This is a genomic window from Streptosporangium nanhuense (assembly GCF_059358815.1).
In genome coordinates this window covers 255,759-279,137 of the sequence record NZ_JCADBG010000007.1, presented here as the reverse complement: position 1 = coordinate 279,137, position 23,379 = coordinate 255,759, and the positions used below count along the sequence as shown (strand labels likewise).

At 71.2% G+C, this 23,379-nt stretch carries 41 protein-coding genes; all 41 read right to left on the bottom strand.

Going from position 1 to position 23,379, the window contains the following annotated elements; all coding sequences use genetic code 11:
• Position 1: 1 nt before the first annotated feature.
• The 41 genes from AC5L38_RS16570 to AC5L38_RS16370 all read right to left on the bottom strand — a co-directional run bounded on the left by AC5L38_RS16570 (position 2) and on the right by AC5L38_RS16370 (position 23,358).
• On the bottom strand, positions 2–529 hold the full coding sequence (locus AC5L38_RS16570; RefSeq protein WP_495243686.1) for a hypothetical protein: 528 nt from the start codon (positions 527–529) through the stop codon (positions 2–4).
• A complete protein-coding gene (locus AC5L38_RS16565; protein ID WP_495243685.1) occupies positions 526–789 on the bottom strand; it encodes a hypothetical protein in 264 nt (87 codons plus the stop codon). Before AC5L38_RS16565 ends, AC5L38_RS16570 begins: the two co-directional genes overlap by 4 nt.
• 28 nt (positions 790–817) lie before the next feature.
• Positions 818–3,346 carry a phage tail protein gene (locus AC5L38_RS16560; protein WP_495243684.1) on the bottom strand — a complete coding sequence of 843 codons (2,529 nt, stop codon included), beginning with the start codon at positions 3,344–3,346 and terminating at the stop codon, positions 818–820.
• 23 nt (positions 3,347–3,369) lie between these two features.
• Complete coding sequence (locus AC5L38_RS16555) at positions 3,370–3,636, bottom strand: phage tail assembly protein T (protein ID WP_495243763.1); 267 nt, start codon at positions 3,634–3,636, stop codon at positions 3,370–3,372.
• A gap of 92 nt (positions 3,637–3,728) precedes the next feature.
• Entirely contained in the window at positions 3,729–4,112 is a 384-nt protein-coding gene (locus AC5L38_RS16550; protein WP_495243683.1) for a phage tail assembly chaperone, read from the bottom strand.
• Positions 4,112–4,624 carry a hypothetical protein gene (locus AC5L38_RS16545; protein WP_495243682.1) on the bottom strand — a complete coding sequence of 171 codons (513 nt, stop codon included), beginning with the start codon at positions 4,622–4,624 and terminating at the stop codon, positions 4,112–4,114. The genes AC5L38_RS16550 and AC5L38_RS16545 overlap by 1 nt, the downstream gene beginning before the upstream one ends.
• Positions 4,625–4,637: 13 nt before the next feature.
• Positions 4,638–5,051: a phage tail tube protein gene (locus tag AC5L38_RS16540; protein WP_495243681.1), complete on the bottom strand. Its 414-nt coding sequence runs from the start codon at positions 5,049–5,051 to the stop codon at positions 4,638–4,640.
• A gap of 2 nt (positions 5,052–5,053) precedes the next feature.
• Entirely contained in the window at positions 5,054–5,464 is a 411-nt protein-coding gene (locus AC5L38_RS16535) for a DUF3168 domain-containing protein (RefSeq protein WP_495243680.1), read from the bottom strand.
• Positions 5,461–5,820: an HK97 gp10 family phage protein gene (locus tag AC5L38_RS16530; RefSeq protein WP_495243679.1), complete on the bottom strand. Its 360-nt coding sequence runs from the start codon at positions 5,818–5,820 to the stop codon at positions 5,461–5,463. The genes AC5L38_RS16535 and AC5L38_RS16530 overlap by 4 nt, the downstream gene beginning before the upstream one ends.
• A complete protein-coding gene (locus AC5L38_RS16525; protein ID WP_495243678.1) occupies positions 5,817–6,146 on the bottom strand; it encodes a head-tail adaptor protein in 330 nt (109 codons plus the stop codon). The genes AC5L38_RS16530 and AC5L38_RS16525 overlap by 4 nt, the downstream gene beginning before the upstream one ends.
• Complete coding sequence (locus tag AC5L38_RS16520) at positions 6,143–6,697, bottom strand: hypothetical protein (protein WP_495243677.1); 555 nt, start codon at positions 6,695–6,697, stop codon at positions 6,143–6,145. The genes AC5L38_RS16525 and AC5L38_RS16520 overlap by 4 nt, the downstream gene beginning before the upstream one ends.
• Before the next feature lie 6 nt (positions 6,698–6,703).
• Entirely contained in the window at positions 6,704–7,027 is a 324-nt protein-coding gene (locus tag AC5L38_RS16515; protein ID WP_495243676.1) for a hypothetical protein, read from the bottom strand.
• A 71-nt stretch (positions 7,028–7,098) separates the two neighbouring features.
• Positions 7,099–7,509, bottom strand: a complete 411-nt coding sequence (locus AC5L38_RS16510; protein ID WP_495243675.1) for a hypothetical protein — start codon at positions 7,507–7,509, stop codon at positions 7,099–7,101.
• Positions 7,510–7,549: 40 nt separating this feature from the next.
• Positions 7,550–8,791: a phage major capsid protein gene (locus AC5L38_RS16505; protein WP_495243674.1), complete on the bottom strand. Its 1,242-nt coding sequence runs from the start codon at positions 8,789–8,791 to the stop codon at positions 7,550–7,552.
• A gap of 75 nt (positions 8,792–8,866) precedes the next feature.
• Positions 8,867–9,502: an HK97 family phage prohead protease gene (locus tag AC5L38_RS16500; RefSeq protein ID WP_495243673.1), complete on the bottom strand. Its 636-nt coding sequence runs from the start codon at positions 9,500–9,502 to the stop codon at positions 8,867–8,869.
• A 10-nt stretch (positions 9,503–9,512) separates the two neighbouring features.
• A complete protein-coding gene (locus AC5L38_RS16495) occupies positions 9,513–11,594 on the bottom strand; it encodes a phage portal protein (protein WP_495243672.1) in 2,082 nt (693 codons plus the stop codon).
• A complete protein-coding gene (locus tag AC5L38_RS16490) occupies positions 11,594–11,893 on the bottom strand; it encodes a hypothetical protein (protein ID WP_495243671.1) in 300 nt (99 codons plus the stop codon). Before AC5L38_RS16490 ends, AC5L38_RS16495 begins: the two co-directional genes overlap by 1 nt.
• Positions 11,894–11,903: 10 nt before the next feature.
• Positions 11,904–13,679, bottom strand: a complete 1,776-nt coding sequence (locus AC5L38_RS16485) for a terminase large subunit (protein ID WP_495243670.1) — start codon at positions 13,677–13,679, stop codon at positions 11,904–11,906.
• Positions 13,651–14,172 (bottom strand): phage terminase small subunit P27 family, encoded by a 522-nt coding sequence (locus AC5L38_RS16480; protein ID WP_495243669.1) that lies wholly within the window; start codon positions 14,170–14,172, stop codon positions 13,651–13,653. Before AC5L38_RS16480 ends, AC5L38_RS16485 begins: the two co-directional genes overlap by 29 nt.
• A 128-nt stretch (positions 14,173–14,300) precedes the next feature.
• Entirely contained in the window at positions 14,301–14,666 is a 366-nt protein-coding gene (locus tag AC5L38_RS16475) for a hypothetical protein (RefSeq protein ID WP_495243668.1), read from the bottom strand.
• A gap of 25 nt (positions 14,667–14,691) precedes the next feature.
• The gene (locus AC5L38_RS16470) at positions 14,692–15,051 is read right to left on the bottom strand and encodes an HNH endonuclease signature motif containing protein (RefSeq protein WP_495243667.1); all 360 of its coding nucleotides are present in this window, start codon (positions 15,049–15,051) and stop codon (positions 14,692–14,694) included.
• Between the two features lie 138 nt (positions 15,052–15,189).
• Entirely contained in the window at positions 15,190–15,501 is a 312-nt protein-coding gene (locus AC5L38_RS16465; protein ID WP_495243666.1) for a DUF2829 domain-containing protein, read from the bottom strand.
• Positions 15,501–15,956 carry a hypothetical protein gene (locus tag AC5L38_RS16460; RefSeq protein WP_495243665.1) on the bottom strand — a complete coding sequence of 152 codons (456 nt, stop codon included), beginning with the start codon at positions 15,954–15,956 and terminating at the stop codon, positions 15,501–15,503. The genes AC5L38_RS16465 and AC5L38_RS16460 overlap by 1 nt, the downstream gene beginning before the upstream one ends.
• Positions 15,957–15,996: 40 nt before the next feature.
• Positions 15,997–16,215 carry a hypothetical protein gene (locus AC5L38_RS16455; RefSeq protein WP_495243664.1) on the bottom strand — a complete coding sequence of 73 codons (219 nt, stop codon included), beginning with the start codon at positions 16,213–16,215 and terminating at the stop codon, positions 15,997–15,999.
• Complete coding sequence (locus AC5L38_RS16450) at positions 16,212–16,847, bottom strand: hypothetical protein (protein WP_495243663.1); 636 nt, start codon at positions 16,845–16,847, stop codon at positions 16,212–16,214. Before AC5L38_RS16450 ends, AC5L38_RS16455 begins: the two co-directional genes overlap by 4 nt.
• Positions 16,844–17,284: a hypothetical protein gene (locus tag AC5L38_RS16445; RefSeq protein ID WP_495243662.1), complete on the bottom strand. Its 441-nt coding sequence runs from the start codon at positions 17,282–17,284 to the stop codon at positions 16,844–16,846. Before AC5L38_RS16445 ends, AC5L38_RS16450 begins: the two co-directional genes overlap by 4 nt.
• Complete coding sequence (locus AC5L38_RS16440; RefSeq protein ID WP_495243661.1) at positions 17,281–17,526, bottom strand: hypothetical protein; 246 nt, start codon at positions 17,524–17,526, stop codon at positions 17,281–17,283. Before AC5L38_RS16440 ends, AC5L38_RS16445 begins: the two co-directional genes overlap by 4 nt.
• Entirely contained in the window at positions 17,523–17,852 is a 330-nt protein-coding gene (locus AC5L38_RS16435) for a helix-turn-helix domain-containing protein (protein WP_495243660.1), read from the bottom strand. Before AC5L38_RS16435 ends, AC5L38_RS16440 begins: the two co-directional genes overlap by 4 nt.
• On the bottom strand, positions 17,849–18,046 hold the full coding sequence (locus AC5L38_RS16430) for a hypothetical protein (protein ID WP_495243659.1): 198 nt from the start codon (positions 18,044–18,046) through the stop codon (positions 17,849–17,851). The genes AC5L38_RS16435 and AC5L38_RS16430 overlap by 4 nt, the downstream gene beginning before the upstream one ends.
• On the bottom strand, positions 18,036–18,539 hold the full coding sequence (locus tag AC5L38_RS16425; protein WP_495243658.1) for a winged helix-turn-helix domain-containing protein: 504 nt from the start codon (positions 18,537–18,539) through the stop codon (positions 18,036–18,038). The genes AC5L38_RS16430 and AC5L38_RS16425 overlap by 11 nt, the downstream gene beginning before the upstream one ends.
• The gene (locus AC5L38_RS16420) at positions 18,536–18,814 is read right to left on the bottom strand and encodes a hypothetical protein (protein ID WP_495243657.1); all 279 of its coding nucleotides are present in this window, start codon (positions 18,812–18,814) and stop codon (positions 18,536–18,538) included. Before AC5L38_RS16420 ends, AC5L38_RS16425 begins: the two co-directional genes overlap by 4 nt.
• Positions 18,807–19,229, bottom strand: coding sequence for a hypothetical protein (locus AC5L38_RS16415; RefSeq protein WP_495243656.1), 423 nt, complete (start codon positions 19,227–19,229; stop codon positions 18,807–18,809). The genes AC5L38_RS16420 and AC5L38_RS16415 overlap by 8 nt, the downstream gene beginning before the upstream one ends.
• A 10-nt stretch (positions 19,230–19,239) precedes the next feature.
• Positions 19,240–19,587: a hypothetical protein gene (locus AC5L38_RS16410; RefSeq protein ID WP_495243655.1), complete on the bottom strand. Its 348-nt coding sequence runs from the start codon at positions 19,585–19,587 to the stop codon at positions 19,240–19,242.
• Positions 19,588–19,781: 194 nt separating this feature from the next.
• The gene (locus AC5L38_RS16405) at positions 19,782–20,687 is read right to left on the bottom strand and encodes a hypothetical protein (protein ID WP_495243654.1); all 906 of its coding nucleotides are present in this window, start codon (positions 20,685–20,687) and stop codon (positions 19,782–19,784) included.
• A 279-nt stretch (positions 20,688–20,966) separates the two neighbouring features.
• A complete protein-coding gene (locus tag AC5L38_RS16400; RefSeq protein WP_495243653.1) occupies positions 20,967–21,131 on the bottom strand; it encodes a hypothetical protein in 165 nt (54 codons plus the stop codon).
• A 17-nt stretch (positions 21,132–21,148) separates the two neighbouring features.
• Positions 21,149–21,601 (bottom strand): hypothetical protein, encoded by a 453-nt coding sequence (locus AC5L38_RS16395; RefSeq protein ID WP_495243652.1) that lies wholly within the window; start codon positions 21,599–21,601, stop codon positions 21,149–21,151.
• A gap of 127 nt (positions 21,602–21,728) precedes the next feature.
• A complete protein-coding gene (locus AC5L38_RS16390; RefSeq protein WP_495243651.1) occupies positions 21,729–21,890 on the bottom strand; it encodes a hypothetical protein in 162 nt (53 codons plus the stop codon).
• The gene (locus AC5L38_RS16385; RefSeq protein ID WP_495243650.1) at positions 21,884–22,459 is read right to left on the bottom strand and encodes a hypothetical protein; all 576 of its coding nucleotides are present in this window, start codon (positions 22,457–22,459) and stop codon (positions 21,884–21,886) included. The genes AC5L38_RS16390 and AC5L38_RS16385 overlap by 7 nt, the downstream gene beginning before the upstream one ends.
• Positions 22,456–22,713, bottom strand: a complete 258-nt coding sequence (locus tag AC5L38_RS16380) for a hypothetical protein (RefSeq protein WP_495243649.1) — start codon at positions 22,711–22,713, stop codon at positions 22,456–22,458. The genes AC5L38_RS16385 and AC5L38_RS16380 overlap by 4 nt, the downstream gene beginning before the upstream one ends.
• Positions 22,710–23,087, bottom strand: coding sequence for a hypothetical protein (locus tag AC5L38_RS16375; protein ID WP_495243648.1), 378 nt, complete (start codon positions 23,085–23,087; stop codon positions 22,710–22,712). The genes AC5L38_RS16380 and AC5L38_RS16375 overlap by 4 nt, the downstream gene beginning before the upstream one ends.
• 1 nt (position 23,088) lies before the next feature.
• Entirely contained in the window at positions 23,089–23,358 is a 270-nt protein-coding gene (locus AC5L38_RS16370; RefSeq protein WP_495243647.1) for a hypothetical protein, read from the bottom strand.
• Between the last annotated feature and the right edge of the window lie 21 nt (positions 23,359–23,379).

Below are 23,379 nucleotides of genomic sequence, written 5' to 3'. Positions count from 1 at the left end.
GTTACTTACCTCCGGTCGTCTTGCCGGTGCGGGGCCGGGCCCGCACGGTCACGGGCTGGCCGGTCGCGTCCGCGGACCCGTCTTCGACCACCACCGCCGGGCCTGGTGGCTGCGCGCCGAACAACTCCCGCAGCGGCGCTGCGTCGGCCTCTGCCTCATCCAGCTCCTGGCGCCAGGCGGTGAACTGGGCCTCCAGCTCGGCACGCAGCTTCGCGTCGGGCCGGCCGTCCTGGTCGAGGATCTGCCCCTTGAGACGCTGGGCCAGCGCGGGGAGCTCGACGCCGAATTTGGCGATGCGCTTCTCCCGGCGCAGCCACGTCCTGGTGTCGTTCAGCGCGACCGCCGCGGCGTTCTTCGCCTCGCTGGCGGCGCGCACCTCGGCCATGGTGCCGCCCTCGACCGCCTTCCGGTACGCGGCCTTCGCGGCCTGGTGGGCCTGCCAGATCGGCTCGCACGCTTCGGCCAGGGCGAGCTCGGCGCGCAGCTGTGACAGCGGCGTGGGTGTGGCGGGGAGTCCGAGGCCGTTCATCCGCGCAGCTCCTTCATGACCTCGCCTGAGGCGGCGTGGATGACCAGGTGGGGCAGGAACACGTGCGCGTCCTGGCCGTGCTGGCGCTCGCGGATGCGGTTGCCGAGCTCGTCGAGCGTGATCTGCATCAGCTCCCCCGTGATGAGGTGCCGGATCGTCTTGCGCCGGGCCTTGACCCTGTAGGACCAGCCCTGAGGGCGGACCGCCACAGACCGCATCCGAGCCAGGTCCGCGGCGGTGTACGCCTGGAGTCTGGACATGCCGAACCACCTTCCTGTCGATGTTGAATCAGGCCTGGACGGCGAGCTCGTAGCCGAACTGGCGGGCCAGCCGAGGAACGTCAGCCTCCTCGCGGATCACGCTGCCGCTCAGGTCGACGTTGACGACCGTGCCGCCCCCGCCGGCCGCCGCTGCACCGCCGCCCCCGTACGTGGGGCCGTTGAACGCCACCCCGGCCGTGCCGGACGTGGCGCCGAGGATTTCCGTTTTCTGCTGTGCGGCTTTCCGCTCCGCTGCCGAGATCGCCTCGTCGATGGCGGCCCTGTTGTCACCGAACGACTCCGCCATGGCGGCCTTCGAGGCGTTCTTCATGACCTTCTTCGCCGCGGCCACCGCGGCGCCCCCCTTGGACAGGACGCCGTCGATCCAGCCCTGGATCGTGTTCACGCCGATGCTCTGGTAGAGCCGCGACGGCGAGTGTGAGTCCAAAAATCCGGTGACCGCGTCGGTGGCACCCTTGATCACGTTCTTCGCGGCGTCGATCGCCTGGCTCGCCATGGCCTTGACCCCGTTGATCAGGCCGAGGATCAGATCCTTTCCGGCCTGCAGCAGGAGGGTGGCCAGGTTTCCGAGCCCGGCGACGATCTTGGGCGGGAACTGCTTGGCCCAGGTGACCAGCTCCACGGCTTTGTTAATGGCGCCTTGGACGAGTTCGAGGAACCACTGCTTGACCTTGCCCGGGAGCTCGGCGAGCGCCTGAACTCCGGCGATCACGTTGGTGACCGCGGTCTTGATCTGGGTGACGACCCAGTTCCACGCGGTCTGAGCTGCGGCTTTGATCGTTTCCCAGTGTTTGGCGATCAGGCCCGGCAGAGTGAAGTTCTGGAAGATCGCGATGGCGCCAGAGACAAACCCCGAGATCTTGTCCTTGATCCACTGCCAGACGGCGGCGGCCGTGGACTTGATGCCCTCCCACAGGCCGGTCAGGAACGAGACGATCGAGTTCCAGACCTCGCTCGTCTTGGAGGAAACCCACTCCCAGGCGGCACCGATGGCTTCGCGGATGGTGTCCCAGTTGGCCACGATCAACGCGACCAGGGCGACCACGGCAGCGATGATCAGTCCGATCGGCCCCATTGCGATCACCCACGCCAGAGCCACCCGGGCGGCCTGTGCGAGCGCCTGGGCGCCCATCAGCACCCAGCCCGCGACCACCCGCCCGGCGGTCATGGCCATGGTCGCGACCATCGTGGCCGCCGAGGCGACCATCCCGGCCGCCGCCGTCGCCATGGACAGCACCATCCGGCCAGCGGCCGCGGCCGCGGTGGCCGCCGTGGCGGCGAGCTTCGTACCGAAGGCTCCGATGGCCGTGGCGGCGGGGCCGATCTTGGCGACTGCTCCGGGGATGTTGCCGATGCCGGTCGCCAGGAGGCGGAGGCCGGTGATGGCCGGGCCGACCTTGCCCGCGATCGCTCCGGCGATGATCGAGAACGCCAGGAACTTGGCGACGACCTCCTGCACGCCGGGCGGCATCGAGGTGATGATGCTGGCGAGCGTGGTCAGCGGCCCGGACAGCATCGACAGGACCGGGCCGAGCGCGGCGCCGGTCTGCGCGAGCAGTTGGAAGACGTTGCCGATCTGCTGTTGCCCCTGCGCGGACTGCGCCCAGGCGGCGAACCGCGCGGTCAGCGACTCGATCGTGCCGAGCAGGGAGGCGCCGTCCGTGCTGGCGCCTTTGAAGATCCCGGCCAGGCCGACGCCGACGTTCTTGACGATGGTGCCGAGGGTCGCGAGGGTGTTGCCCGCCCGGTCGACGACCCCGGCGAGCTTCGCCGCCCCCTGCTCGGAGGTGAGGAAGGCGGCGCCGGACTTGAGCCCCTCGACCGCCCACCCAGCCATCCGCTGCATCAGCGGAGCGCCCGCGTTGGCCAGCTTCAGCACGCTGGTGATGAGCGGCTCCACACCGTCGCGCAACGTGTTCAGCACCCCGGCGGTGTTGCCGAACACCTTGGCCATCTCGCCCTTGAACATGGGCGTGGCCGCGACGCGGAGCGCCTCCGTAGCCATGCTGTTCAGGGCCCCGGAGACTTCCGTCATCCCGGCCTTCGCCGTCGGCAGGACGCTGGTGGCGGCGGCCTTCAGCGGGCCGGTGAGGCCCTCGAAGAACCGCTGCTGAACCGCCTTCTGGATCGGGTCGAGCCCTTGCTTTTTGATCGCGGCGGCCGCCGTGACGAAGGACCTCGCGGCCGGGGAGAGCTCCTTCATGGCCTCGGCGAGCTTCTTTGCGTCACCTTCGGCGGCCGCGGCCATCGCTTCGCCGACCCCGGCCACAGCGATCTTCGCGGTAGCGCTGGCGACTTTCACCGCGGCCATGGCCGCGGGCAGCGCCAGCAGCGCGCCGGCCGCCGGGGCGAGCGCCGCTCCGAGGTTGACGGCTTGGCCGGCCAGCAGCGCCAGGCTGGTGCCCTTGCCGACGCTGGAGAGCTTCTGCGCTCCGGCGGCCAGCTGCTCCAGCCCGGTCAAGGCCCGGTTCACACCGGATTTGAACTGCTTGGTGTCCATCCCGAGCTTGACCAGCAGGGTCTTGAGGGTGGCCATGGGTCACCCCCTCTCGGGTCCTGCTATGAAGGTGTGTCGTCCTCCCGGACGGCCTCGCGGTGGGTGCCGCCCATCGCCGCGTTGAGCTGCTGAGCTTTCGCGTACAGCTCCTCAGCGCTCACCGGCTCGCGGCTGTCCCAGCGCATCAGCACGTCGCCGATGGTCCGCGGCCGCCGGTTCTTGCCGCGGTTGACGTTGAGGATGTTCGCGGTGATCTGCGCGGCCTGGTAGTCGCCGCGGGCCGGGCCGAGCGGCCCGGTCATCTGCTCGTAGGCGATCCACTCGGTGATCTCCCGGGAGTCGATCTGCGCGAGCAGCTCACCGACGGTCTTCCCGAGGTGGCTCGCCAGGCGGAAGTAGAAGCGCCGCTCGGGACGGCGCCTTAGTTTCCCTCCAGCTCCTCCAGGTCCTCCTCGGTGAGACCGGCGAGCTTCTGCGCCATCTCGAACACCCGGTTCAGCGCGGCCGCGCTCTTGTTCGACAGGGCGCGGATGTCGTCCTCGCCGAACAGCAGCTGGCCGCGCTCGTCGACGATGCACAGCTGGGCCAGCTTGGCGCGGGCGTCCAGGGTCCGGCGGGCGTTGCCCTGCTTGTCCAGCAGCGAGGCCTCGAACTTGTCGCGCTCGCGGCCGGTCAGGGACCGGACCCGCACGGTGCCGCCCCATTCGGGGACCGGCACCGACTCCACCCGGCGGTCGGAGATGTCCAGGATCTGGTCGCGGGTGAGGAAGGCCGGGGTGTCAGCGGGGGTGGAGGTGGTGGCCATCAGGCGGATGCTCCGATCAGGACGATGTCGTAGGTGACCGAGGACCCGGCGCCGCTGTTGGCGATCAGCAGGAGGTCTCCGGTTGAGGCGGTGACGGCGTAGCCGGTGGCGTCGGCCTGCCCGGCGGCGAGCAGCAGGGTGCCGCCCGGCGGGATCTTGATCTTGTCGGTGGCGTCGCCGAACGGCGACGCGAGCGCGTTGGAGACGGCGCCGCCGACGAGGACCTGGTTGGTGTTCGCGGAGGAGGCGCGCACCAGCAGCAGCTTGAGCCGGGCGAAGGTCAGCGACGCGCCGAGCGGGTCGGTCAGCCCGCCCGCCAGGTCGAGGCTCTCGGAGCTGGAGGCGCTGATCGTACGGCGGTCGTGGAAGATGCGGTCAGCCTGCCCGGCGGCGGCGCCGTCGGCGAGCACGACGGCCTGGCGCAGCGACAGCGGCACCTCGGCCTGGGCCAGGTCCTGCACGCCGGTCAGCAGCCCGGTCAGCGACACGATCAGTTTGGTCTGCAGCGTCATCAGCTCGCGCCTCTCAGGTGATGACCGGCTTGCCGGTCACCTTCAGCGTGATCTCGGCCGCCAGCAGGTCGTCGTGCGGGCCCTCCGGGTTGAACCCGGTCATGATCGCCGTCAGGTCCCACTGCGCGCCCGTGATGGCCGGCCACACCAAGCGGTAGTCCCTGGGCGCGTCATCCTCGAAGTCCTCCACGAGCGCGTCGTGCACGCGCGGGTCGTAGCGCACCTCGAAGCTGACCTCACCACCGTCTTTCAACCCGCCGATGAACTCGCGCCAGCCGTCCGGCGATCCGTGGTGCGTCGTCTCGTACGGCTCCCGCTCCAGTTCGGGCCCGCCGATGTTCGTCACCCCGGCCACCGAGGTGAACGCCGGGCTCACCTCCATGTCGGATCGCTGCAGCTGGCAGCCGTACCCGTCCACTCCGGCCATCTCTACTCCTCTGGCTCCTGAACCCAGACGCGGAATCGCGCCTGGCCTTGTCGGATGTTGGGGTCGTTGACCCGCCGGACCCCGTCGGTCACCCGGGCGATGCTGATGAGTTCCCAGCCCTCGACCGTCAGCGGCACCCGGTGCAGGACCCGGTCCAGCTCGGCGAGCACCCGGGCGTTCTGGGCGAACCCGCGGTAGGCCGACCAGATGTTCAGTACCGCGATGACCTCGAACGCGCGGCGGCCGTGGTCGCCGATGTCTTTCTCGGTCAGCTCGGCGAACGCGATGTAGGGCCGGTCGGGGGACACCTTCTCCGGCACCTCGTCGTAGATCCCGGAGACCAGCGCGCCCAGCGGCTCGTCAGCTTTCATCCGGGCGTACATCGCCTGCTGCACCGGCCACAGCGCGCTCATGAGGGCAGGTGCCGATCCAGCGCCCGCCGAGTGAGCTCGGGCAGACGCCGGTTGCCGTCCTCGGCTGCGGGCTCCAGGAACGGGTCCGCGGTGATGGACTCGGTGCCTTTCTCGATGAACTCGCCGTAGTAGCCGCGCGGGTCGAAGACGCCGACCTGGGCCGCCATCCGCGCCTTGTTGACCTTCTTGTCGATGTGCTCCTGCAGGAACCCGGTGTCTACGGCGACGTCGGCGACGGCGTGGGCCTGGACGTGCTCAGCCCACTCGGTCGCGACGTCGGCGCCGGCCTCGTCGACGTCGTGGAACATCCGGTACATCTGCTTGCGCAGCGCGCGGGCGTCGACCTCGACTTTCACGTCTCCTCCTCCCGGTCGCGGGACCTGCAGTCGGCGCGCAGGTACTTGGGAGCGGACGGGGTGTAGGTGGCCAGGACCTCCAGCACCTCGTCCCCGTCCAAGAGCCGATCGCCGCGGTGTACGTCGGCGCCGGGCGGGAGGTAGACCACGTCGGTCAGATCGGCGCCGTGCTGGTCGCCGGTCTCGCGCTCGGTGCTGGTGGGCTGGGAGCGGCGGCCGCGGACCGTCCCGGCCGGTAGCCAGGCGACGGAGCGGCCGCCGCCGCCGTCGTCGGTCTCCTCGCGCCGCTCGACGCCGAGGCGCCGGTTGAGGAGGTGCGCGATCACGTGCGCGCCCGGTAGACCGACAGGGTCCGCAGCTCCGCGGAGGTCGGGTTCATCCCGGGGACCTCGTACTGGGCGTTCCAGTCGCCCAGCCGCTCGGCTTTCAGACCGGTCGGGTTCTCCCACCCGGCGCGGGCCAGGCGCAGGCAGATACCGACCACGTCGTCCGGCACCGGGTCCCACCCCGCGGTGACGTCGGCGATGATCGACTGTTCCTGGCACGGCCAGGCCCCGCCGACCCGGCGCAGCCGCCCGTACCGGGTCCACCGGTAGTCGACGCCGTGCACCAGCTCGGTCGGCTCCTCGTCGGCGTCCAGGACGGTCACGCTGGCGATCGCCACCACCGGCCAGCGCGGCAGCAGCAGGCGGCGGCCGCCGGTGCCGTCCAGCACCACCTCACCAGAGGCCAGGGCCAGGGACTGGCCGGTCTCGGCGTCGATCACGCCGGTGGCCAGCTGCAGCACCAGCTCGGCGCGGGCGGTCTCGTCCGCGTCGAGGCCTTCGGCGCCGCGCCCCATGAGCCGGCCGAGCTGCTCGGCGGTGGCGTAGGCCATCGGGGCCTACTCGCCCGGCGGCGGGGTCTGGCCGGCCGGATCCTTCGGGCCCTGCTGGCCTTCCTTCTTGCCCGCGCCGTCACCGCCGCCGTCGCCCTGGCCGTCGACCTTCTTCGGCGCCGTGGTGCGGCGGCCGCCGCGCGGCGGCTGCGGCACCGGCCGGGTACGGACCTCGGTCCGGTCGGTGCGCTCGCCCTCGGGCCCGTCGACCTCGACGGCCGCACCGTCGGCGATCATCTTCTCGGCGACGTCGTTGGGGAACATGCCGCGCTGGCCGGGCGCCAGGCTGCGCTCGGCGTCGGCGAACGTCTGGATCATCTCCACCCACATGGGTGCCTCCTCGTACGTGATCGGTGGTGCCCGCGGCCGGGGCAGCAGGGGCCCGCCCGGCCGCGGGGAACTCAGGTGCGGGGCAGCTTGCGGCCGCGCTGGCGCAGCACGGAGGCGTCACAGATCATCGTGGGCGTGGTCCCGGCCTTCGCCGTGATGGACACCCGCAGGTAGCGCTTGATGCCCTTGTAGCCGACGGTGTGGATCTGCTCGTCGTTCGCGGCCGCCACGACCGGCTCGGCGCCGTCGAGCTCGGCGTCGGGCACCGCGACGAACGTGGAGTTGTCGTCGCTGTGCTGCACCTCGAAGGTGAGCGTCGCCGACGAGCCGGAGATGGTGCCGGCGTTGATGACCACCAGTGCGTCGTCGTAGCCCGCCAGGTCGACGGACGTGCCGTTGACCGGCACGCTCGGGTCGGCCACCGAGGCCGGCGCCAGCGACCGGCTGATGGCGATGTTGTTCCTCAGGTCCAGCCTGGACACGTGTCTGTCCTCCTACGTCGTGAGATTCGTGATGACCGGATCAGGCCTGGACCTTCAGGCGGACGAACGGCTCCTCGAAGATCGGCATACCGTCGACCTCGGCGCGGCCGATGAACCCCACCCTGTTCGTCTCGGCGTACAGCTCCACCAGGCGCTGCACGTCCAGGCGCAGGGCCTCGACGATCCAGTAGAAGCTGAAGTCCGCCAGCATCCCGACGTAGGCGCCGTCGGCGAACGTCGACGGCACGAACTCGCTGATCTCGTACGGGATCTCCAGGATCGTGTCCGGCCTGTCGCTCGTCAGACCCGGCTGCCAGATGAAGTCACCCGTCCCCGGGCCCGCGCCGGCGTCGGTGCGCAGCTTGCGGATCCGCGCGATCGAGAACCGGTGGAACAGCCACCGGGCCCGCGCGTGGTAGCCAGCCTTCAGGAAGTACTTCGCGTCGACCAGGCCCTCGGCGTTGATGTCCCACGCGTCGGAGGAGATGTCTCCCACCACGACGTCGCGGGCGGTGGAGATGCCCTGGGAGCTCGCGGTGAAAAGTCCCAGCGGCTGCTGGTTGCCGTGCCCGGTCAGGAACGCCTTCTCCTCGCTGACCGCGAACTTGTAGCTCAACCGATCGCGGACGATGGACTCGGGGTCGATCGCCGCGCGACGCAGCAGCGTCCGGGAGATCTTGACGCGCTTGGCCAGCGGGTGCGGGCGGAGCTCGCGGCCGCCGAACCGCAGGGCGTCGTCGTCGGAGCCGGTGCCGACCTCGGAGGTCCACTCGGCGTCGGCGAGGTCGGTGTCCAGCGTCGGCACGCCGAGGGACTCGCCCTCGGTGAGCTGGTGGACGGTCGCCAGGCGCCGGATGACGACCTGGTCGTCCAGCGTCTTGAGCAGCTGCTGCACCCACTGCTGCGGGGCGACCAGATAGCCGCCCTCGGGGTCTGAGCCCATGTTGAGCGCGCGGGCGTGCTCGTCGCTCAGGTGGCCGCGCCCGTTGAGGAGGTAGGCGCGCCAGGCGGCCGTCTGCAGCTCCTGCGCGGTCCGCGTGCCGGGCCCCTGGTCGCCGGGGTCCGTCGGCGGGTTGAGGTCGGCGATGATCCGCTCCCGCTCGCGCAGCCGCTCTTCGCGCTCGATGGTCCGCTCGATGGTGTCGGCGTCAGCCATGAGGGCGTCGAACTTCGTCTCCTCCTCAGGGCTCAAGCCGCGGTTCGCCCGCTGAGCGTCGTCCATGAGGTCGCGCGCCTGCCTCGCCAGCCTGGCGCGCTCCTGCCGCATGGCGTTGATGTCCACGCCGTGTCTCCTTGTCTTCTGCGGACAGCCGCCAGCGCAGGACCAGGTGGGCCCTGTGGCGGAGATCGTGGTGGGTTAGAGAGATGCCTCAAGGAGGCGCAGCCGCCGGGCCCGGTCGACGGCCGCGAACTGCGGCGCCGGCGGGGTGGGCAGCAGCGCCTGCAGAGAGGCGATCGCCTGTCGTACGGCGTCCGGGTCGAGGTCGGCCGGTGCTGGGCCGCGGCCGCTGGCCAGGCCGAGGGCGCGGGCGAGCGCGAGCTGCCCGGCCCGGTCAGGGTCGGCGACCGCGGAGGGGTCCAGCGGGAGAGGGACCACGCTGGTCTCGTACAGCTCCCACCGCTCGGGCACGCCCGACTCGTCGATGTTGTGCGCCCCGAACCCGATGCTGACGGCGTTCAGGAACCGGCCGCGAATCTTGCGGTCGACCTGGCGGGCGAAGTCGTCTTCGAGGTCGAACACGATGCTCATCTTCAGCGCGTCGTCCTCGACACGGACGTTCTCGGCGCGGCCGATCGGCAGCGCCTCGCGGCCCCAGTACTCGTGGTCGTACATGATCACCGGGTTGGCCTGGTAGCGCTCCAGGTCGATGCCACCCATCTGCAGGTCCAGCCCGTCGGCCTTCGGCCCGGCGGTCGCCGCGGTGAAGGGGATCGGGCCGTCGCCGGCCGCGCGCTCGAGTTCGGCGTAGCCACGTACGTGAACAGTCTTCACATTTCCTCCTTCAGCCAGCGGGGACGATCTGGCAGTCACACCCGACGTGCAGCGGTGGGTGATGGATGGCGCGGGCCGCCTTGAGCTTTTCCTCGCCGTCGCCGACCTCGGCGCCCTTGGCCACGAACGGCTCGGCGATGCCGACCACCGCCCCGTCGAGGGAGTTGCAGAACGGGCAGTCGTCGGATCCGAACGTCACCCACTTCAGTGACGTCACCCCGGCCGCGCGCCAGGCCTCCCGGGCGGCGGCGGCCGCCATCTGGGTGCCCTGCCACCGGCTGATCTGCTCCGGCCGCTCGGCCACCCACTTCGCGAGCCGGGCCAGCACCGCGGCGACCGAGTCGGCGGTCCCGGCCGCCGCGGCGAGCTGGCCGAGCTCGGAGGCGATCCGGTAGCCGACGTGGCTGGCGACGTAGGAGGTGACCCACTCGGTCAGGTCGACCGGCTCGGTGTAGGCGACGTCGGCGGCGGCGTCCTCGGCGATCTCGGCCGCGAACGCCGCGAGGAGCGGCGCCCAGACGCTCGTAGTGCGCTCGGCGACCGGCCCGCCGACGCTGTACAGCTCCTCCAGCGCGCTCAAGAACGCCGACCGATTCGCGGGCAGGTGCTGCTCGGCCAGCGCGCCCACCTCGGTCTGTTCCCAGGTCGCCAGGTCGACGTCGGCGGCCGCCAGGAGCTCGGCGAACCGGGCCGCGATGCGCTGGCGGCCCGCGATGCCGCGGCCGCGCAGTCCCAGCCGCCGCGGCGGCTCCTCGGCCTCGTCGTCGTCCTCGGGCATCGGTGCCGGCGGCTCCGGAGCAGGCGCCGGGGGCGGCGCGGTCTTCGCCGCCTCCTTGGCCTCCTCGATCTCCTTCGGCGTGGGCGCCGGCCCCATGTTGAGCGGCATCAGGTACACCGAGCCGCGCTCGTCGGGCAGCGGGTTCATGTTCTCCAGCTCGCGCACGTCGTCCGCGCTGAGCCAGCCCCAGTTCCGCCCGTGGACGTAGGCCTCGTACCGGGACTTGATGTCGCCGCGAAGCAGCGCGTCGACGAGGTGCTCGGCGAAGTACTTGCCGCGCTCGGCCGAGGTGAGCAGCCGGGTGGTGATGGCCTGCTCCCAGCGCACCAGCCAGATCCGCAGCGAGCTGGTCACGTAGTCCAATGCCTGGTGCTCGATGTTGGAGTACGTCGCGTGCTCCAGGTCGCCGATCTTGTGAGGCGGCAGGCGCAACCACCGCGCCATCTCCGTCACGTTGTGGCGGCGGGTCTCCAAGAACTGGGCGTCCTCGGGCGGGATGCCGATGCTCTCCCACTCCATCCCCTCTTCGAGGATGGCGACGCGCTGGGCGTTGTCCAGGCCGCGGTGCATGTCCTCCCAGCCCTCACGCAGCCGCAAAGAGGCGTCCTTGCCGAGCGTCCCGGGGTGCTTGAGCACGCCGCCGGGCCGCGCGCCGGACCCGAAGAACTTCGCGCCGTAGGCCTCGGTGGCCAGGCCCATCCCGATGGACTGCCGGGCCAGGCCGACCATGCTGTAGCCGCGGATGCCGTTGCCGCCCAGACCGGCGACGTGCAGCACCTCGTCGGGGAGCATCAGCGCCGAGATCCCGTTGACCAGGTCGGTGTAGCGGTACATGAGCGTCATCCGGCCCCGGCCGAGCCGGGTGATCTCTACCCGCATCCGGCCCGGGTGCAGCGGCCAGATCTCGGTGACGTCGCCGGCGCCGTTGCGCACGATCGAGCCGAACCCGTCGCCCCAGGTGATCGCATGGCCCTGCAGGGTCTCGCGGAACTTCACGCTCGACATGTAGGGGTTGGGCTGGTCGTGCAGCACGCCGTACAGCGGGTGCTCGGCCGCCCGCCGCTTGCCGCGCGCGAGGCGCTCGTACGTGATCAGCGGCAGCGAACCGACGTCCTCGGCCAGGACCCGCACCCCGCCGAAGAACGGCGAGTAGTGCAGGGCGGTCTCCTCCGAGACGAACACCCCGGCCGAGGTGTCCCCGCCGCCCGCCCACCAGCCCCCGGCGAGCGCCGTCTCCGAGGGGTGGCCCGGGGTGTCGGACGGGTCGTAGGACGGCAGGACGCTCGCGCGCACCGCGGAGCGGATGAGTCCCATCACACGCTCCGGCGGGCCGCGGCGAGCTGGGTGGTCGGCTGGGTGTGCGGGGCGAGCTCGCGGACGTCGGCGGCCGCCGACGCGCGGGCCCCAGCGATGCCGAGGGCGAGCAGCAGCGCGCCGCACACGCTCAGCGCGATGCCCAGGCCCAGGGCGATCCACAGCCCGGAGAACAGGGCCACGACGCCGAGGGTGCAGATCGCGTCCCACCGGTCCAGGTCGAGGTCGATCACGGCCTGGCCTACGACCTCGGCCACGGCCGTCCAGCGGCTCGGCCGGCTCGGCAGCACGTCGTCCATGCGCCCCCCTTCACAGCACGGTCAGGCCGCGCGTCTCGTACACACTCGCGGCGGGCTGGCGGCGGCGGCCGTCGATCCCGTAGAGCAGGGTCACCATGCCGTCGATGCGCTTGCCGGACTTGTCACGGTCGGGCTTGACCGGCCGGTAGCGGTCCGGGTCGTCGGTCGGGGTCTTGGCTTCCAAGGAGTCGGCCATCCACCGGGCTACCGGGTCGCCGCCGTGCAGGAGCGTGCCGTCCTTCGCCTTGAGGAGCCTCGCGAGCTCCTTCATCGGGTCGGTCATCCGCTCGTAGGTGGTGTTCGACTCGTGCATGGTCAGGTTCGTGCGCTTCTCGATGGCCTGGCGGACCGGCTCACCGCACCACTTGTCATAGGTGATGTCGGAGATGCGGAACCGGTCGTTGTCCTCGGCGATCGCGTCGTAGATCGCGTCGTAGTCGATCGTGTCGCCCTCGGTGAGCACCACCCAGCCGTCGGCCACCCACTCGTCGAACAGGCCGCCGGTGTGCTCGGCCAGGATCGGCGCCATGGACTCCGGCAGCCAGTGCCGCCACCGCGCCCACCCGTTGTCGAAGACCAGGCAGAAGGAGGTGAGGTCCAACTTGCTCGACAGGTCCAGGCCGCCCCAGCAGCGGCGGCCCTCGATGAGCGGCAGCAGCCAGTCCGGGGTCGGGGCGACCTCGCCGACGCAGGCGTCCCACAGGTCCATCGAGATGTAGCGGGTGGCCTGCTGCACCCGGCAGTTCATCTGGAACTGCCGGAAGCCGTTCTCCTTCATCTTGCTGCCCCGGGCCTCCAGGGCCTGGCGGCGCATCGCCTCACGGCTCTTGAAGTCGTCCAGCGCGGGGTTCGGCCACTTCCAGTTCGCCTCGTCCCACGGATCCGTGCTGACCGGCAGGTCCGGGTGCCCCGCGAAGATCCTTTGCAGCCGCTCCAGAGCCTCCGGAGTGGCCGGGAGTTTCCTCACGAAGGTGAACACGTGGGGTGCGCGGGCCGGGTCCTCCTGGACCTTCTCAGCGTCGTCGATCATGACGGCGCCGAAGGACGCCGAGTCGTTCGTCTCGGTCGTCGTGGTGAACATCAGCTCCTGCTCGCGGGCGCCCGCCGCGGTGGTCATCGCCTCCCACAGCGACCCGTCGAGCTGGCTGAGGACCTCGTCGAGGTTGAACGCGTGCGGGTTGTGGCCCAGCTCGCTCTTGGCGTCGGAGGTGATGACCTCGTAGTGCGAGTGGCTCTTCTCGTCGACCAGGCGCTGGGCGTCCTTCAGGTGCTTCAGCCGGGCCCGCAGCACCGGCGACAGCTGCACCATCCGGATGGCCGGCTCAAAGACCTTCCCGGCCTGGCCCTTGTCCTTGGCCGCCGAGTAGACCTCGGCGAACTCCTCGTCGTCGCCGATCAGCATGTACAGCTGGATCGCCGCGGCGATCTCGCTCTTGCCGTTCTTTCTGGCGACGACGATGTGCGCGATCCGGTACCGGCGGACGTAGCGCTCCCACTCGGCCGACCAGACGACCTCGCCGAAAAGCGGCCGGCCGATCTCGTGCTCCTGCCAGAACTTCAGCAGGAACGGGCGGCGCCGGTGCGGGCCCTTGGTGTGGACCAGCAGCTCGGCGCAGAAGAACACGAACCGGTCGGCGCGCGGCTCGCAGTAGTGCGCGCCCTTCTTGGAGCAGGTCTTGCCGCGCAGGGTGAACCCGCACACCGGGCCCCGCCGGTCGGACGGCCGCCACCGCTTGTCGTGGTTCGGCGGCCGCCGCTCAGGTGAGGAGGTCCTCCGCCGGGTCACGTCGCCCGCCTCCCTCAAGGGACAGCTGCGCACGGTCGGACGGCGTCATGCCGAACCGGGAGCCCCAGCGCAGGATCTGCGCGTCCGATTCGGAGAGCACGAGCGTCCACGGGTTCTTGATCCAGCGCCGCATGACGATGGCGCCGGGCTTGTCGCCGACGCCCGGCATCCGGACCACGTCGCCCTCATCGTTGAGCAGCGGGATCCCGACCACCTCGCCCTCGGCGCGCAGCTTCTTGACGGCGGTCCGCCGGCGGACCACCGCGTCACAGAGGATCGCGAAGGCCTCGACGTCCCAGCCGGTGAGTACGCCGGTCCGCTGGAGGTCCGGCGCGTACTGCTTCCACACGGTGCGGGCCGCCGCGCTCAGCCACGTCGGGTGCGTGATGTCGACGTCAGCCGGCACCGGCTCGCTGGTGTTGGTCCGGTCCTTGCGGTCGCCGTGCAGCAGCCGAAGAGGCGTCGGTTTCGGCGCCGGGCCACGAGCACCCACGATCACCACCCCCTCAAGATCAGCCGGAAAAACGGAGTCGAAAACCTGTCACGCTCTCTGCGGGCTCCCCCCCGCGCGTTCGCCACCCCCTCCCATGGTGATCTTGACCCCCCTCCCCCGGGGCTCGATCACGACGCGTGATCAGGGCCGATGCCGCTCGCGTCTGCATCGGAGCGAGACCAGGCCCACGTGCCAGGCTCGTCTCCCTCCGACTTCGAGGTGGCCCAGTACGTGTCGACCCCGTCGAGGAACACCTGCAGGTTCACGCTGTTGAAGGAGGACTGCCAGACGCGGACCACCAGGGCCGGGAAGACGTCGCCCGGGTTGACCGAGTTACCGAAGTGGATGACGACTCCGTTGTGCGCGCTGGAGGCGCGGGCTCGGTCCCCGTCGGTTCGGCGCTGGTTGATCGCGTAGGCGTCCTGCTCGGTGAGCGTGTAGAGGACGAAGTCGCCGAGGGTGGGAGCGGTGGGGTGCGGCCAGTCCTTGACCATGGGGGCCTCCATCTGCTGTGCGGGGTCAGTACCGGGGGGTGCGCTCGTTGCCGAACCCGCCGTCGTGCAGGACGGTCTTGCGGGAGTGACAGGGGCGGCAGAGCGCCTGCAGGTTCCACTCCTCGTTGTTGGTCTTGTCGCCGTCGATGTGGTCGACGTGCTCCGAGGGCTGCCCGCAGGCGGGCGTCTCGCACCAGGGCCTCTCGCGGCGGATGCGTTCGGATCGGGCTCGCCAGGTGCGGTCGTACCCCTGGGCGGTGGAACTCGGCCGGGGCTGTGCCTTGCCTCTCCGGGTGGGGTGGCGGTGGCGTTCGCATCGGCCGTCGAACTCGGCGTCGGAGCCGCATCCGGCGGCGGTGCAGCGGCGGGGTGCGCGGGTCGGCATTCTGCCCCCAGACGCAGGAAAACCCGGCCTGGGTCGCGCTCCTGGCCGGGTTTTCGCATAGCTCTGCTGTGAAGAATTACGCCAGAAAAATGATCAGTCGTCAACTCATGGGCTCGAACCCGACCACTGCCTCGGCGGTCATGCCCGTGTCCCGTCAGGCCAGTCGATGTTCCCGTCAGGGGTGGCGGACAGCCAGTCCTCGGCGAGCACATCGGAGACGGGCGGCTGCCACGGGACGAAGGACCCGTCCGCCGAGTGCAGCATCAGGTACGGGCGGAACACCCGGACCGTGCCCTCGGGGATGCCGGTCGCTGCCGCCGTGTTGGCATTGAGCGGGATCCCGCTCGGGTATCCGGGTTGCAGGACGACGTACTGGCCGTACGGCTGCCAGGTGTCGCGGGTGATCTTCTCGCCCCTTTTGAGACAGGTGAGGGCCGCACTGAAATCCATCACGCATCCACTTCGCCGGGCGTCCACTCCGCCTTGTTCGGATCCCACACCATGCCAAGCGCCTTGCAGTTCAACCACTCGGCGCGGAGTTCCCCGTACACCTTGCGGACTCGCTCTATGTCCCAACCCCCGACGGTGAGACTGTGTCTTGAATCCCACGTGTGCTCTACGTGCCTGGGGCGGCCGTCATAGTCACGGGGTCGCGAGTGCTCGTGTCGCGGGTTGGTGAGGGTGAAAGTGTCACCGCTGTGGATCGTCTGCTGATGCTCGCCGTCTGGCTCATTGGTAAACCAGCGGATCGTGTGCCACAGCCGGGTTTCCACCGGGCCTTCGTCGACCTCGAACTCTTCGACGTTGTCGGACAGTTCGTAGGCTTCGGCGTCCTCGTGGCGGGCGAAGACGCGCACCACCTCGAAGTCGGAGTATGAGCCTTGGGTGGCTAGGTAGACCTTCATAGGTGTTCTCCAGGGGGTCGGTATCAGCGGTCGATCTCTTTCACGAGGGGATCCCGTCCACCGGCCGGAGGGTGACCACCGCGGCGTGGGCCCGCAGGATCGCGCCCTGGTCGTACTCGGCGGCGGGCCGGCCGCGGCCGCCGCTCCGGGTGCCGAGGGGCTCGATGCCGCACACGAGGATGAGGGCGCGCACCTCGGCGGCCGAGAGTGGCGGGTGCAGCTGCTCGACGGCCTCGTCGACGGTCCATCCCACGCTCATGCCCAGTCCCTTCCGTAGGTGACCGATCGTCCGTCGGCCCAGCTGATCAGGGGGTCGCCGGTGAACGAGCTGCGGCCCATGGACCCGCGTGGACGCTCCCCCTTGGAGTCCACGCAGGCCTTGTTGATGCAGATGACCTGTCCGGCCCGGACGGCGACGCGCAGCCCGTAGGTGCGGCAGTACGGGCACTTCGGCGGCAGGGTGTTCGGCGGGGTCGGCACTGGCACCCACCGCTCCTCCAGGCCGATGTCGGGCACCTGCCTGGCCGCCCGGATCCAGCCGTTCAGGATCCGGGCCGCGGTGTGGGCCCGTTCCTCGGGGACGCCGTGGACCAGGCGGGCGATGGACTCCAGCGCCAGGGTGGTGTTCGCGTCGCTCCCGCCGCGCCGGGCGCCGAGGTTGCCGGCGACGTCGCGGCGCAGGCTCGCCTCCAGGCGGCGGGCCTCCTCGCTGATGAGGTACAGCAGCGTGCCCGCCTCCGCGTGCCACGGCGCGGGCGACCCGGTCGCCTTGTGGTGGCCGGTGGTGCCGCGGGAGGGGTCACGGACCTCCTCGGGGACGAGCGCGCGGAGCTGGTCCAGGAGCTGCAGGAGCTCCTGGACCAGGATCCCGACGTCGAGCGCAGCGCTCACCGCGCCTCCGGGACGGCAGACAGGGCGGGCCGCTCGCAGCCGCGGACCCAGCGGGGGCCGACGCGGGCCCATCGGCACAGCGGAGCCGTCCGCTGCTCCTCGGCGGTCCACACGGTGCCGTTGGCCATGAATCGACCGCTCTGGGTGGGCCGCTCGTCGGTCAGGCTGGTGATGCCGTGGCAGTGCTGGCACTGGCCGCCGATCAGGACCCGGGCAGCCAGCGCTTCGACCGCCTCGACGGGGCCGGGATGGTCTTCGGCGATGAGGCGGGTGCCGGACCACTGGGCGTGGGCATACCAGCCGGCCTCCTCGGAGGGCACGCCGTCGTGCAGGTAGCCGACCTCGAACTGGCGGGCGCCGGTCCGGCCGATCAGGTCGACGCCGGCCAGCAGCGCCTCCTTGTCGTAGACGGCGCCGGGGGGCATGGGGATCCTCACGAGGTCCTCCGTCGGTAGAAGTGCCAGGCGGGAACGACGACGAACCAGCCGAGCCCGGCGAGCAGGCACAGGCCGAGGGAGCAGGCCCAGACCCAGACGGTGCCCAGGCCTCCGTCGTGGGGGCTGCCGGGGGTGCCGCGGTCGACGACGTGGTTCCACACCGGGGCGTGGGCGGCGGCCGCGACGGCGGCGCCGATGACGGCGTAGACGAGCAGAATGACCACGAGGGCGGGCCAGGTCATGAGGTCCTCGCGCTCTCGGCTCCGCAGGTGCGGCACTGGTAGCCGGCCGGGGGTTCGCCTTCGCAGTGGCGGCACGTCGGGTTCGGGGTGAGGAGGTCTCCGGCGGGGATGGTGAGCACCGTGGCGATGGCGGCGAGCTCGTCGACGGTGACCACGCGGATGTGAGCCTCGATACGGCAGATGGAGGCGGGCGAGATCGGGGAGCCGAGCTCGGCGAGCCGTTTGGCCATTTCACGGAAGGGGATTCGCTGCGCCTCGCGCAGCCGCTTCATGTTGGCGGCGAGCAGACGGCTGGCCTCGCCGCGGGGCGTCGTTGGCTTGCTCACGTCGTCTGCTCCTGGGCGATGTTGGCGACGTCGGGCACGAAGACCACGCGACGGCCGCCGCGGTGGCCGTCGCAGGCTCGCGCCCATCCCGTGGAGGGGTACCAGCGCCAGCCGGTCGACGGGCGGCACTCCGCGCCGTAGGCGCAGGGCTCGGCCGGGGCAGGTGCCGGGGCGGTCGGGCGTTCAGTCCTCATCGGGTGCCGCCCTGTGCTCCAACTCGTGCCAGGCGGCGAGCTCACGGATCCGGTTGACCGTGACGGGCATCATCTCGACCGCCAACAAGTTGCTGGTGGCGCACGACGACCAGGGGCAGCGCAGGGTCACGCGATTGCGGTCGGTGGCCACGATGTACCCGGCGAGCGGGTCGGGGCGCGGTGCCAGGACGGCGGTGGGGACGGTGTAGCCGCCGGCCGCGCGGTCGGTCTGCACGTAGCGGGTGGCGTCCTGGCCGAGCTTCGCGCGGATCGCCGCGATGTCCTGCTGCAGCCGTTTCATGGGGCTGCGAGATCCGGGGTACATGGCGTCGATCAGGGACCGGTAGGTGGCGGTGGTTCCGGCGTGGTGGATCAGGAGTGCCAGGATGCGCCACTCGGTGGGCGTCAGCTGGACCGGCTTGTCTCCCAGCGTGACCTGGTAGGTGGCGACGTCCAGGTGCAGGAGCCGCAGAGCGGGGGCGGGGCGGCTCACAGGTCGATCCTCAGGCCCTGCTCGACGATGAAGGCCGCGGCGGCTTCGGCTTCCTCGGGTGAGTAGATCGCCGAGCCCGTGCTGGGGCCGTGCCGGTCACGCATGCGGGTGATCTCCTGTTCGGCGGCCTTGACCGACAGGTTCCACATGACGGTGATCATGCCCCCGTCGGGCTGCTCGATCGCGATCGAGACCATGGCCATCGGCGGCTGCGGCGGGCTGTCGGCGGTCGTCGTGGGTTCGGCTGGCGGCTGCAGGGTGGCGGTGTTATCCACGGTCGGCCTCCGGCTCCGGGGCGCCGAGGTGGGCCACCACTTCGCGGAGGTGGGCGATCGAGGGGCGCGGGCTGCGCCAGGGCGTGGCAGCGGCGGCGATGTCCAGCATCTCGCGCAGCTCCCGGGCGGCGACGGTGTACGTCTGCAGGCGGCAGCGCAGGTTGACCTCGCTGGTGAGGGTGAGGGAGTAGGTGCCCAGTTCGGTCTCGGCCGTCGCGGCCCGGGTCAGCCAGGTCTGGCCGAGCTGGGTCAGGGCGCTGCCGGTGGAGGCCAGGAGGGCCTCGGCGTGCAGCGCGCGGGCCTGCCAGTCCTCGGCCGGGGCGGCGGCCGCGGGCTCGTCGTCCCAAACGTCGAACGGGTCGCGCAGGAGGTCGCGCTGGCGCCTCCACCAGGCGCGGATATTGGTGATCATCATGGTTCTTCTCTCAGCGGTTGCGGCGCGGGTACGGCAGGCGGCCGCGCCGACGGGTTCGGGGGACGAAGGCGAGGAGGTTCGGCGGCGGCGTAGGGGCGGGCGGCGCCGGGTGGCAGCTGGGCGAGGTCGCCACGTGCGGCATGAACCGGTCCTCGTAGCTCAGGAGCGACATGGCGTCGGTGCCCGACAGGGAGCGTGAGCGCCAGGTGCCCATGCCGTCGCGCCAGACGGCGGTGTTGCCGCGCTCGTCGGGGGCGGGGTCGACGGCCAGGCGGCGGCCGTGGTCGGTGATCGTCACCAGGACGTCCCGGCGGCAGCCGTACGGGCAAGCCTCCAGGTCGTGGGGGGTGGGGATCATGGGCACCTCCAGCTCGGTCGGCGGTCGGGTCGGGTCAGTCGCGGTGGCGGGCGGTTCGGCCGCACCGGGTGCAGCGCGTGATCGTGATCCAGTTGCGTCGGCTGACCTCCTCCCACCTGGTGTGGGGGCAGAAGATCCGCCTGATGATCAACGCTACGCGGCGCATGCGTACAACTGTTCGATTTTCGGGGTGGTCACGCGGACTGGCCGAGCGCGGCGAGCTGGTGGGCTCGGATCACCAGGTGCGCTCGGGGGGTGTCCTCGCCGAGCTCGGCGCGGGCCGCGCCGACCCAGTTGACGCCGAAGTCGGGCAGCCGGTTCAGGGCGGCGAACGCCTTGGCGTAGGCGGCGTCGAGGTCGGCCTGGCCGAGGGCGGCGAGCATCCACGCCGGGCTCGTCGACGGGGTTGCCGAGGGCCGCGTGACATCCGCCGCCGGAGGCTCCTCGCGCCGCGCCGGAGCGCCTTCCAGTCCAGCCCCGTACGGCGAGCTCAATGTGTGTGGGAGGTGCATGGGAGGTGCATGTGTAGGTGGCCGGGTGCTGCACCCGGTGATACGCGGGGCAGCACCCGGTGATACGGCGGGCAGCACCCGGTGCTCTTCCTGCGCAACCTCCTCATCAGCGGGTGCAGCACCCGGTGATACGGGGTTATCCACAGGGCTATCAGCGGGTGCAGCACCCGGTGATACGTCCGCAGCGGGAGCCGGGGTCTTGGCCCGGGGCTTGTTCACCGGCGGCGGCTCGACCCCGTCGGGCACGACCAGGTCGCGCTCGTCCGGGTCGAGCATCGCGACCCGCTCGGCGATGTCCTCGGGGATCGCCAGGTGGTACTCATCTGCCAGCCCGCTGCCTCGTCCGGCCTTGGAGCCTTCGAAGACGCGTACGAGCAGGCCGACATCGCGCAGCCGCTTCAGGCACGCGCGGATGGTCGTGAGGTTCTTGCGGCAGACCCGGGCCAGCCGCTCCTCTCCGGGGTGGATCCGGGTTCCGTCGGGGTTGGCGTAGGTGCACGCGACCAGCGCCACGTGCTGCACGGTGTCGCTCGCGACCCGCTTCTTGCCCGTGCCGAAACCGAGCTCAGCGCGGCGTAGAAGCCTCATCCAATCCCAGAAGATCGGTTGCCCTACCTTGACCGCCGTCATCGTCTACATCGCCTTCCTGGTGGTGCTGAGAGGGGTTCGAGGGCGGGGCGGTATGTCGGGCCACCCAGGCCGCGGCGCGCGCGACCGCGCCAGCACCGGCGCGGCCACGGGCCAGGCGCTTCAGGTCGCTCTCGCACACGTCGGCCTGGATGGCGATCTGCCACCAGTAGGTGCGTACGGGGTGACTGCGCCGGATCCGATCCATCTCGGCGTGCGTCTGCTTCTGCTCTTGCGGAGTCACGACAGGAGCCCGACGGTCAGGCAGAAGAGGCCGATGCCCATCAGGCCGGTGCTGGCGGCGATCGCGACGGCGGCGGCGTCCAGGCGCCCCTCGCGCACGCACCGGTTACCGGCGCGAGCCACCAGCCCGGCGGCGAGGGCGCAGACAACGAAGATGATCATGCCTCGGAGGCTCGTGCTCATCCGCTGGCCGCCGTGTTGATCACGATGGTGTGCAGCTCGCGCAGCGCCACGAGGCCCATGGGGCCGCCGGTGGCGATCGCGACGGCCACGGCGTAGGCCGGGTAAGCCCGGCCCATCGCGCTCCGCTCGCCCTCGGTGGCCTCGGCGAGCAGCTCGATCACCTTGCGCAGGTGCGGGCTGGGCAGCTCGTCGACGTCGGGGAAGTAGTCCTCATCGAGGACGTACCGCACGTGCCGCACGACCTCGGGGGTGATGTCGGCGACGCGCGGCGGGGAGTCCGTCAGGCGGGAGGCGAACTCCCACGCCAGGCGGCGGGGCAGGAACAGCAGGCCACAGTGCTCGTCTCCGGCGTAGACCGTGACGAGCTCGTGGGTGGCGTGCATCTTGGTGTCGGTGAACTGGACGCGGATCTCAGGTAGGTCGGCCGGGGCGGTGGACAGGTCGGTCATGGGCAATCCCGGGTGGTGACGAACGGCGGGCGGAGGGACCGGCGCCGCGGCGAGAAGGGCTCGTCGCGACGTGCGCCCGCCCGCCGGCCCTGGGAGGGGTGGGCCGACGGGCGGAGTTGAGGAGGTGTCACCACAGCGGCCAGTGGGTGGGCCAGCCGGGCTCGGTGACGACGCGCGGCTGGGTGAGCTGCTGGGCCCGCGCGATCATCTGGCGGGCTCGCTGCCGGGCCTGGGCGGGGACGGGGACACGGGGCTGGCGGTGGCGGCCGGTTGCTGCGCGGGCTACCACCCCCGGTGAGGGTCCGGCACCACCGCCTCCTGCTGGCGGCCGGGCTCCTGCGGGTCCGCGATGAGGTACGGACGCACGCCCCGGCTCGGCGCGGGCTCGGGGTCGGCCAGCGCGGCGGCGCTCGGCGGCACCGGGACCGCGCTGGAGACCGGCGGCATGGGCGGCATCGGCTGGCCCGGGTGCGCGGGCTGGAAGGGGCCACGCTCCACCGGCGCCGGAGCGGGCGGGACGGCCGGGGCCGCGAGGACCGGCAGGGTGGGGGGCGGCGGGGCGAGCAGATCCGAGAGGGGCGGGGCGGGCTCGGGAGCCGGGGCCGGGGTGGGCTGGGAGGGGTGAGCGTCCTGGGCGCGCTGGTGCTCCAGGGCGTCCCACCGGGAGAGCTGGTGGGACGCGGCGTTGATCAGTGCCAGCAGCTCGGCGCGGCTCTCCAGCCACAGGGTCCGCCGGTCGGGCCGGTCCGCAGCGTGGCCGAACTGGATCGCGGCCCGGCGGTGGGCGCCGACCTGCTCGATCGGGCCGGGGGTGGCCTCGCCGAGGCGCGCGGTGATGATCTCGTCGATGTGGCTCATGAGGTTGCTCCCTGGGCGGGGGTGACGGGACGGGAAGAAGCAGCGCGCTCGGCGCGCTTGGCGTGGTCGAGCTGGTGGTCGGTACGGGCGAGCTCGGCGGTTGGCTTGTAGAGGTAGGCCTCGCTTCGCCAGTCGCAGCCGGTGACCCGGCATACCGCGCGGATCCTGGCGCCGTTGGCCAGCAGCAGGGCGACGCGATAGTGGACCTTCTCTCGGCGCCCGGTCTTGTCAGCGGGGCGCTGTACGGTCGTCACTGGGTTATCCCTCCGGGGATGGACGGTGAGCTCTCCCGGTGCGGCCGCGCCGGGAGAGTCGTCGTTTCAGGAGTGATGCGGTCGGCGGCCGCCGCGAGGACGGCCGAGCGCTCGGGGTCGACATCGGCGCCAACCTGCGCCATGACGCGCAGTGCTTCGGCGGCCAGGCGGGCGTCGTCGCGACGCACAGGGACCAGACCCTCGCCGTCCTCGCCGTGGTACGGCGTGAGCGTCATGCGGGTCACGTACCGGTGCGGGTCGCCGGGGAGCGGGGTCGGGTCGGACCGGTCGAGGACCTCGTACAGCCAGCCGAGCCGGTCGATCTCCTCGTCCACGACCTCACGCGGGCCGGTCAGCTGCAGGCGGATCCGCATCTCAGGCCGGGACGGCGGGCGCGGCCGCGGGCAGCGGTCGGCCGTCAGCGTCGGTCGGCTCGACCAGCGCCGGAACCCAGTCGGGCACGTCCTCGGGGAAACCCAGGGCGTCGCAGAGCGCGGCCCACGCTGCCCAGGCGTCATCCTGCGTCAGGACGACCGGGCGGTGGTCGAGCAGGTACAGGGTGACCGTGGTCGTACCAACCCGGACCGTGGCCGTGCGTCCGGCCGGGGTGGTCGTGCGGTAGTAACGGGCCGTGGATTCGGGCATGCGGATGTTCTCCTCGCGGAC

What these genes read in the sequence shown, in the direction of transcription:
- AC5L38_RS16570 (WP_495243686.1), bottom strand. Translation starts at nt 529, where the DNA reads ATGAACGGCCTCGGACTCCCCGCCACACCCACGCCGCTGTCACAGCTG.
- AC5L38_RS16565 (WP_495243685.1), bottom strand. Translation starts at nt 789, where the DNA reads ATGTCCAGACTCCAGGCGTACACCGCCGCGGACCTGGCTCGGATGCGG.
- AC5L38_RS16560 (WP_495243684.1), bottom strand. Translation starts at nt 3,346, where the DNA reads ATGGCCACCCTCAAGACCCTGCTGGTCAAGCTCGGGATGGACACCAAG.
- AC5L38_RS16550 (WP_495243683.1), bottom strand. Translation starts at nt 4,112, where the DNA reads ATGGCCACCACCTCCACCCCCGCTGACACCCCGGCCTTCCTCACCCGC.
- AC5L38_RS16545 (WP_495243682.1), bottom strand. Translation starts at nt 4,624, where the DNA reads ATGACGCTGCAGACCAAACTGATCGTGTCGCTGACCGGGCTGCTGACC.
- AC5L38_RS16540 (WP_495243681.1), bottom strand. Translation starts at nt 5,051, where the DNA reads ATGGCCGGAGTGGACGGGTACGGCTGCCAGCTGCAGCGATCCGACATG.
- AC5L38_RS16535 (WP_495243680.1), bottom strand. Translation starts at nt 5,464, where the DNA reads ATGAGCGCGCTGTGGCCGGTGCAGCAGGCGATGTACGCCCGGATGAAA.
- AC5L38_RS16520 (WP_495243677.1), bottom strand. Translation starts at nt 6,697, where the DNA reads ATGGCCTACGCCACCGCCGAGCAGCTCGGCCGGCTCATGGGGCGCGGC.
- AC5L38_RS16515 (WP_495243676.1), bottom strand. Translation starts at nt 7,027, where the DNA reads ATGTGGGTGGAGATGATCCAGACGTTCGCCGACGCCGAGCGCAGCCTG.
- AC5L38_RS16495 (WP_495243672.1), bottom strand. Translation starts at nt 11,594, where the DNA reads ATGGGACTCATCCGCTCCGCGGTGCGCGCGAGCGTCCTGCCGTCCTAC.
- AC5L38_RS16490 (WP_495243671.1), bottom strand. Translation starts at nt 11,893, where the DNA reads ATGGACGACGTGCTGCCGAGCCGGCCGAGCCGCTGGACGGCCGTGGCC.
- AC5L38_RS16475 (WP_495243668.1), bottom strand. Translation starts at nt 14,666, where the DNA reads ATGGTCAAGGACTGGCCGCACCCCACCGCTCCCACCCTCGGCGACTTC.
- AC5L38_RS16470 (WP_495243667.1), bottom strand. Translation starts at nt 15,051, where the DNA reads ATGCCGACCCGCGCACCCCGCCGCTGCACCGCCGCCGGATGCGGCTCC.
- AC5L38_RS16465 (WP_495243666.1), bottom strand. Translation starts at nt 15,501, where the DNA reads ATGGATTTCAGTGCGGCCCTCACCTGTCTCAAAAGGGGCGAGAAGATC.
- AC5L38_RS16460 (WP_495243665.1), bottom strand. Translation starts at nt 15,956, where the DNA reads ATGAAGGTCTACCTAGCCACCCAAGGCTCATACTCCGACTTCGAGGTG.
- AC5L38_RS16455 (WP_495243664.1), bottom strand. Translation starts at nt 16,215, where the DNA reads ATGAGCGTGGGATGGACCGTCGACGAGGCCGTCGAGCAGCTGCACCCG.
- AC5L38_RS16440 (WP_495243661.1), bottom strand. Translation starts at nt 17,526, where the DNA reads ATGACCTGGCCCGCCCTCGTGGTCATTCTGCTCGTCTACGCCGTCATC.
- AC5L38_RS16430 (WP_495243659.1), bottom strand. Translation starts at nt 18,046, where the DNA reads ATGAGGACTGAACGCCCGACCGCCCCGGCACCTGCCCCGGCCGAGCCC.
- AC5L38_RS16415 (WP_495243656.1), bottom strand. Translation starts at nt 19,229, where the DNA reads ATGATGATCACCAATATCCGCGCCTGGTGGAGGCGCCAGCGCGACCTC.
- AC5L38_RS16410 (WP_495243655.1), bottom strand. Translation starts at nt 19,587, where the DNA reads ATGATCCCCACCCCCCACGACCTGGAGGCTTGCCCGTACGGCTGCCGC.
- AC5L38_RS16405 (WP_495243654.1), bottom strand. Translation starts at nt 20,687, where the DNA reads ATGAGGCTTCTACGCCGCGCTGAGCTCGGTTTCGGCACGGGCAAGAAG.
- AC5L38_RS16400 (WP_495243653.1), bottom strand. Translation starts at nt 21,131, where the DNA reads ATGATCATCTTCGTTGTCTGCGCCCTCGCCGCCGGGCTGGTGGCTCGC.
- AC5L38_RS16395 (WP_495243652.1), bottom strand. Translation starts at nt 21,601, where the DNA reads ATGACCGACCTGTCCACCGCCCCGGCCGACCTACCTGAGATCCGCGTC.
- AC5L38_RS16385 (WP_495243650.1), bottom strand. Translation starts at nt 22,459, where the DNA reads ATGAGCCACATCGACGAGATCATCACCGCGCGCCTCGGCGAGGCCACC.
- AC5L38_RS16375 (WP_495243648.1), bottom strand. Translation starts at nt 23,087, where the DNA reads ATGCGGATCCGCCTGCAGCTGACCGGCCCGCGTGAGGTCGTGGACGAG.
- AC5L38_RS16370 (WP_495243647.1), bottom strand. Translation starts at nt 23,358, where the DNA reads ATGCCCGAATCCACGGCCCGTTACTACCGCACGACCACCCCGGCCGGA.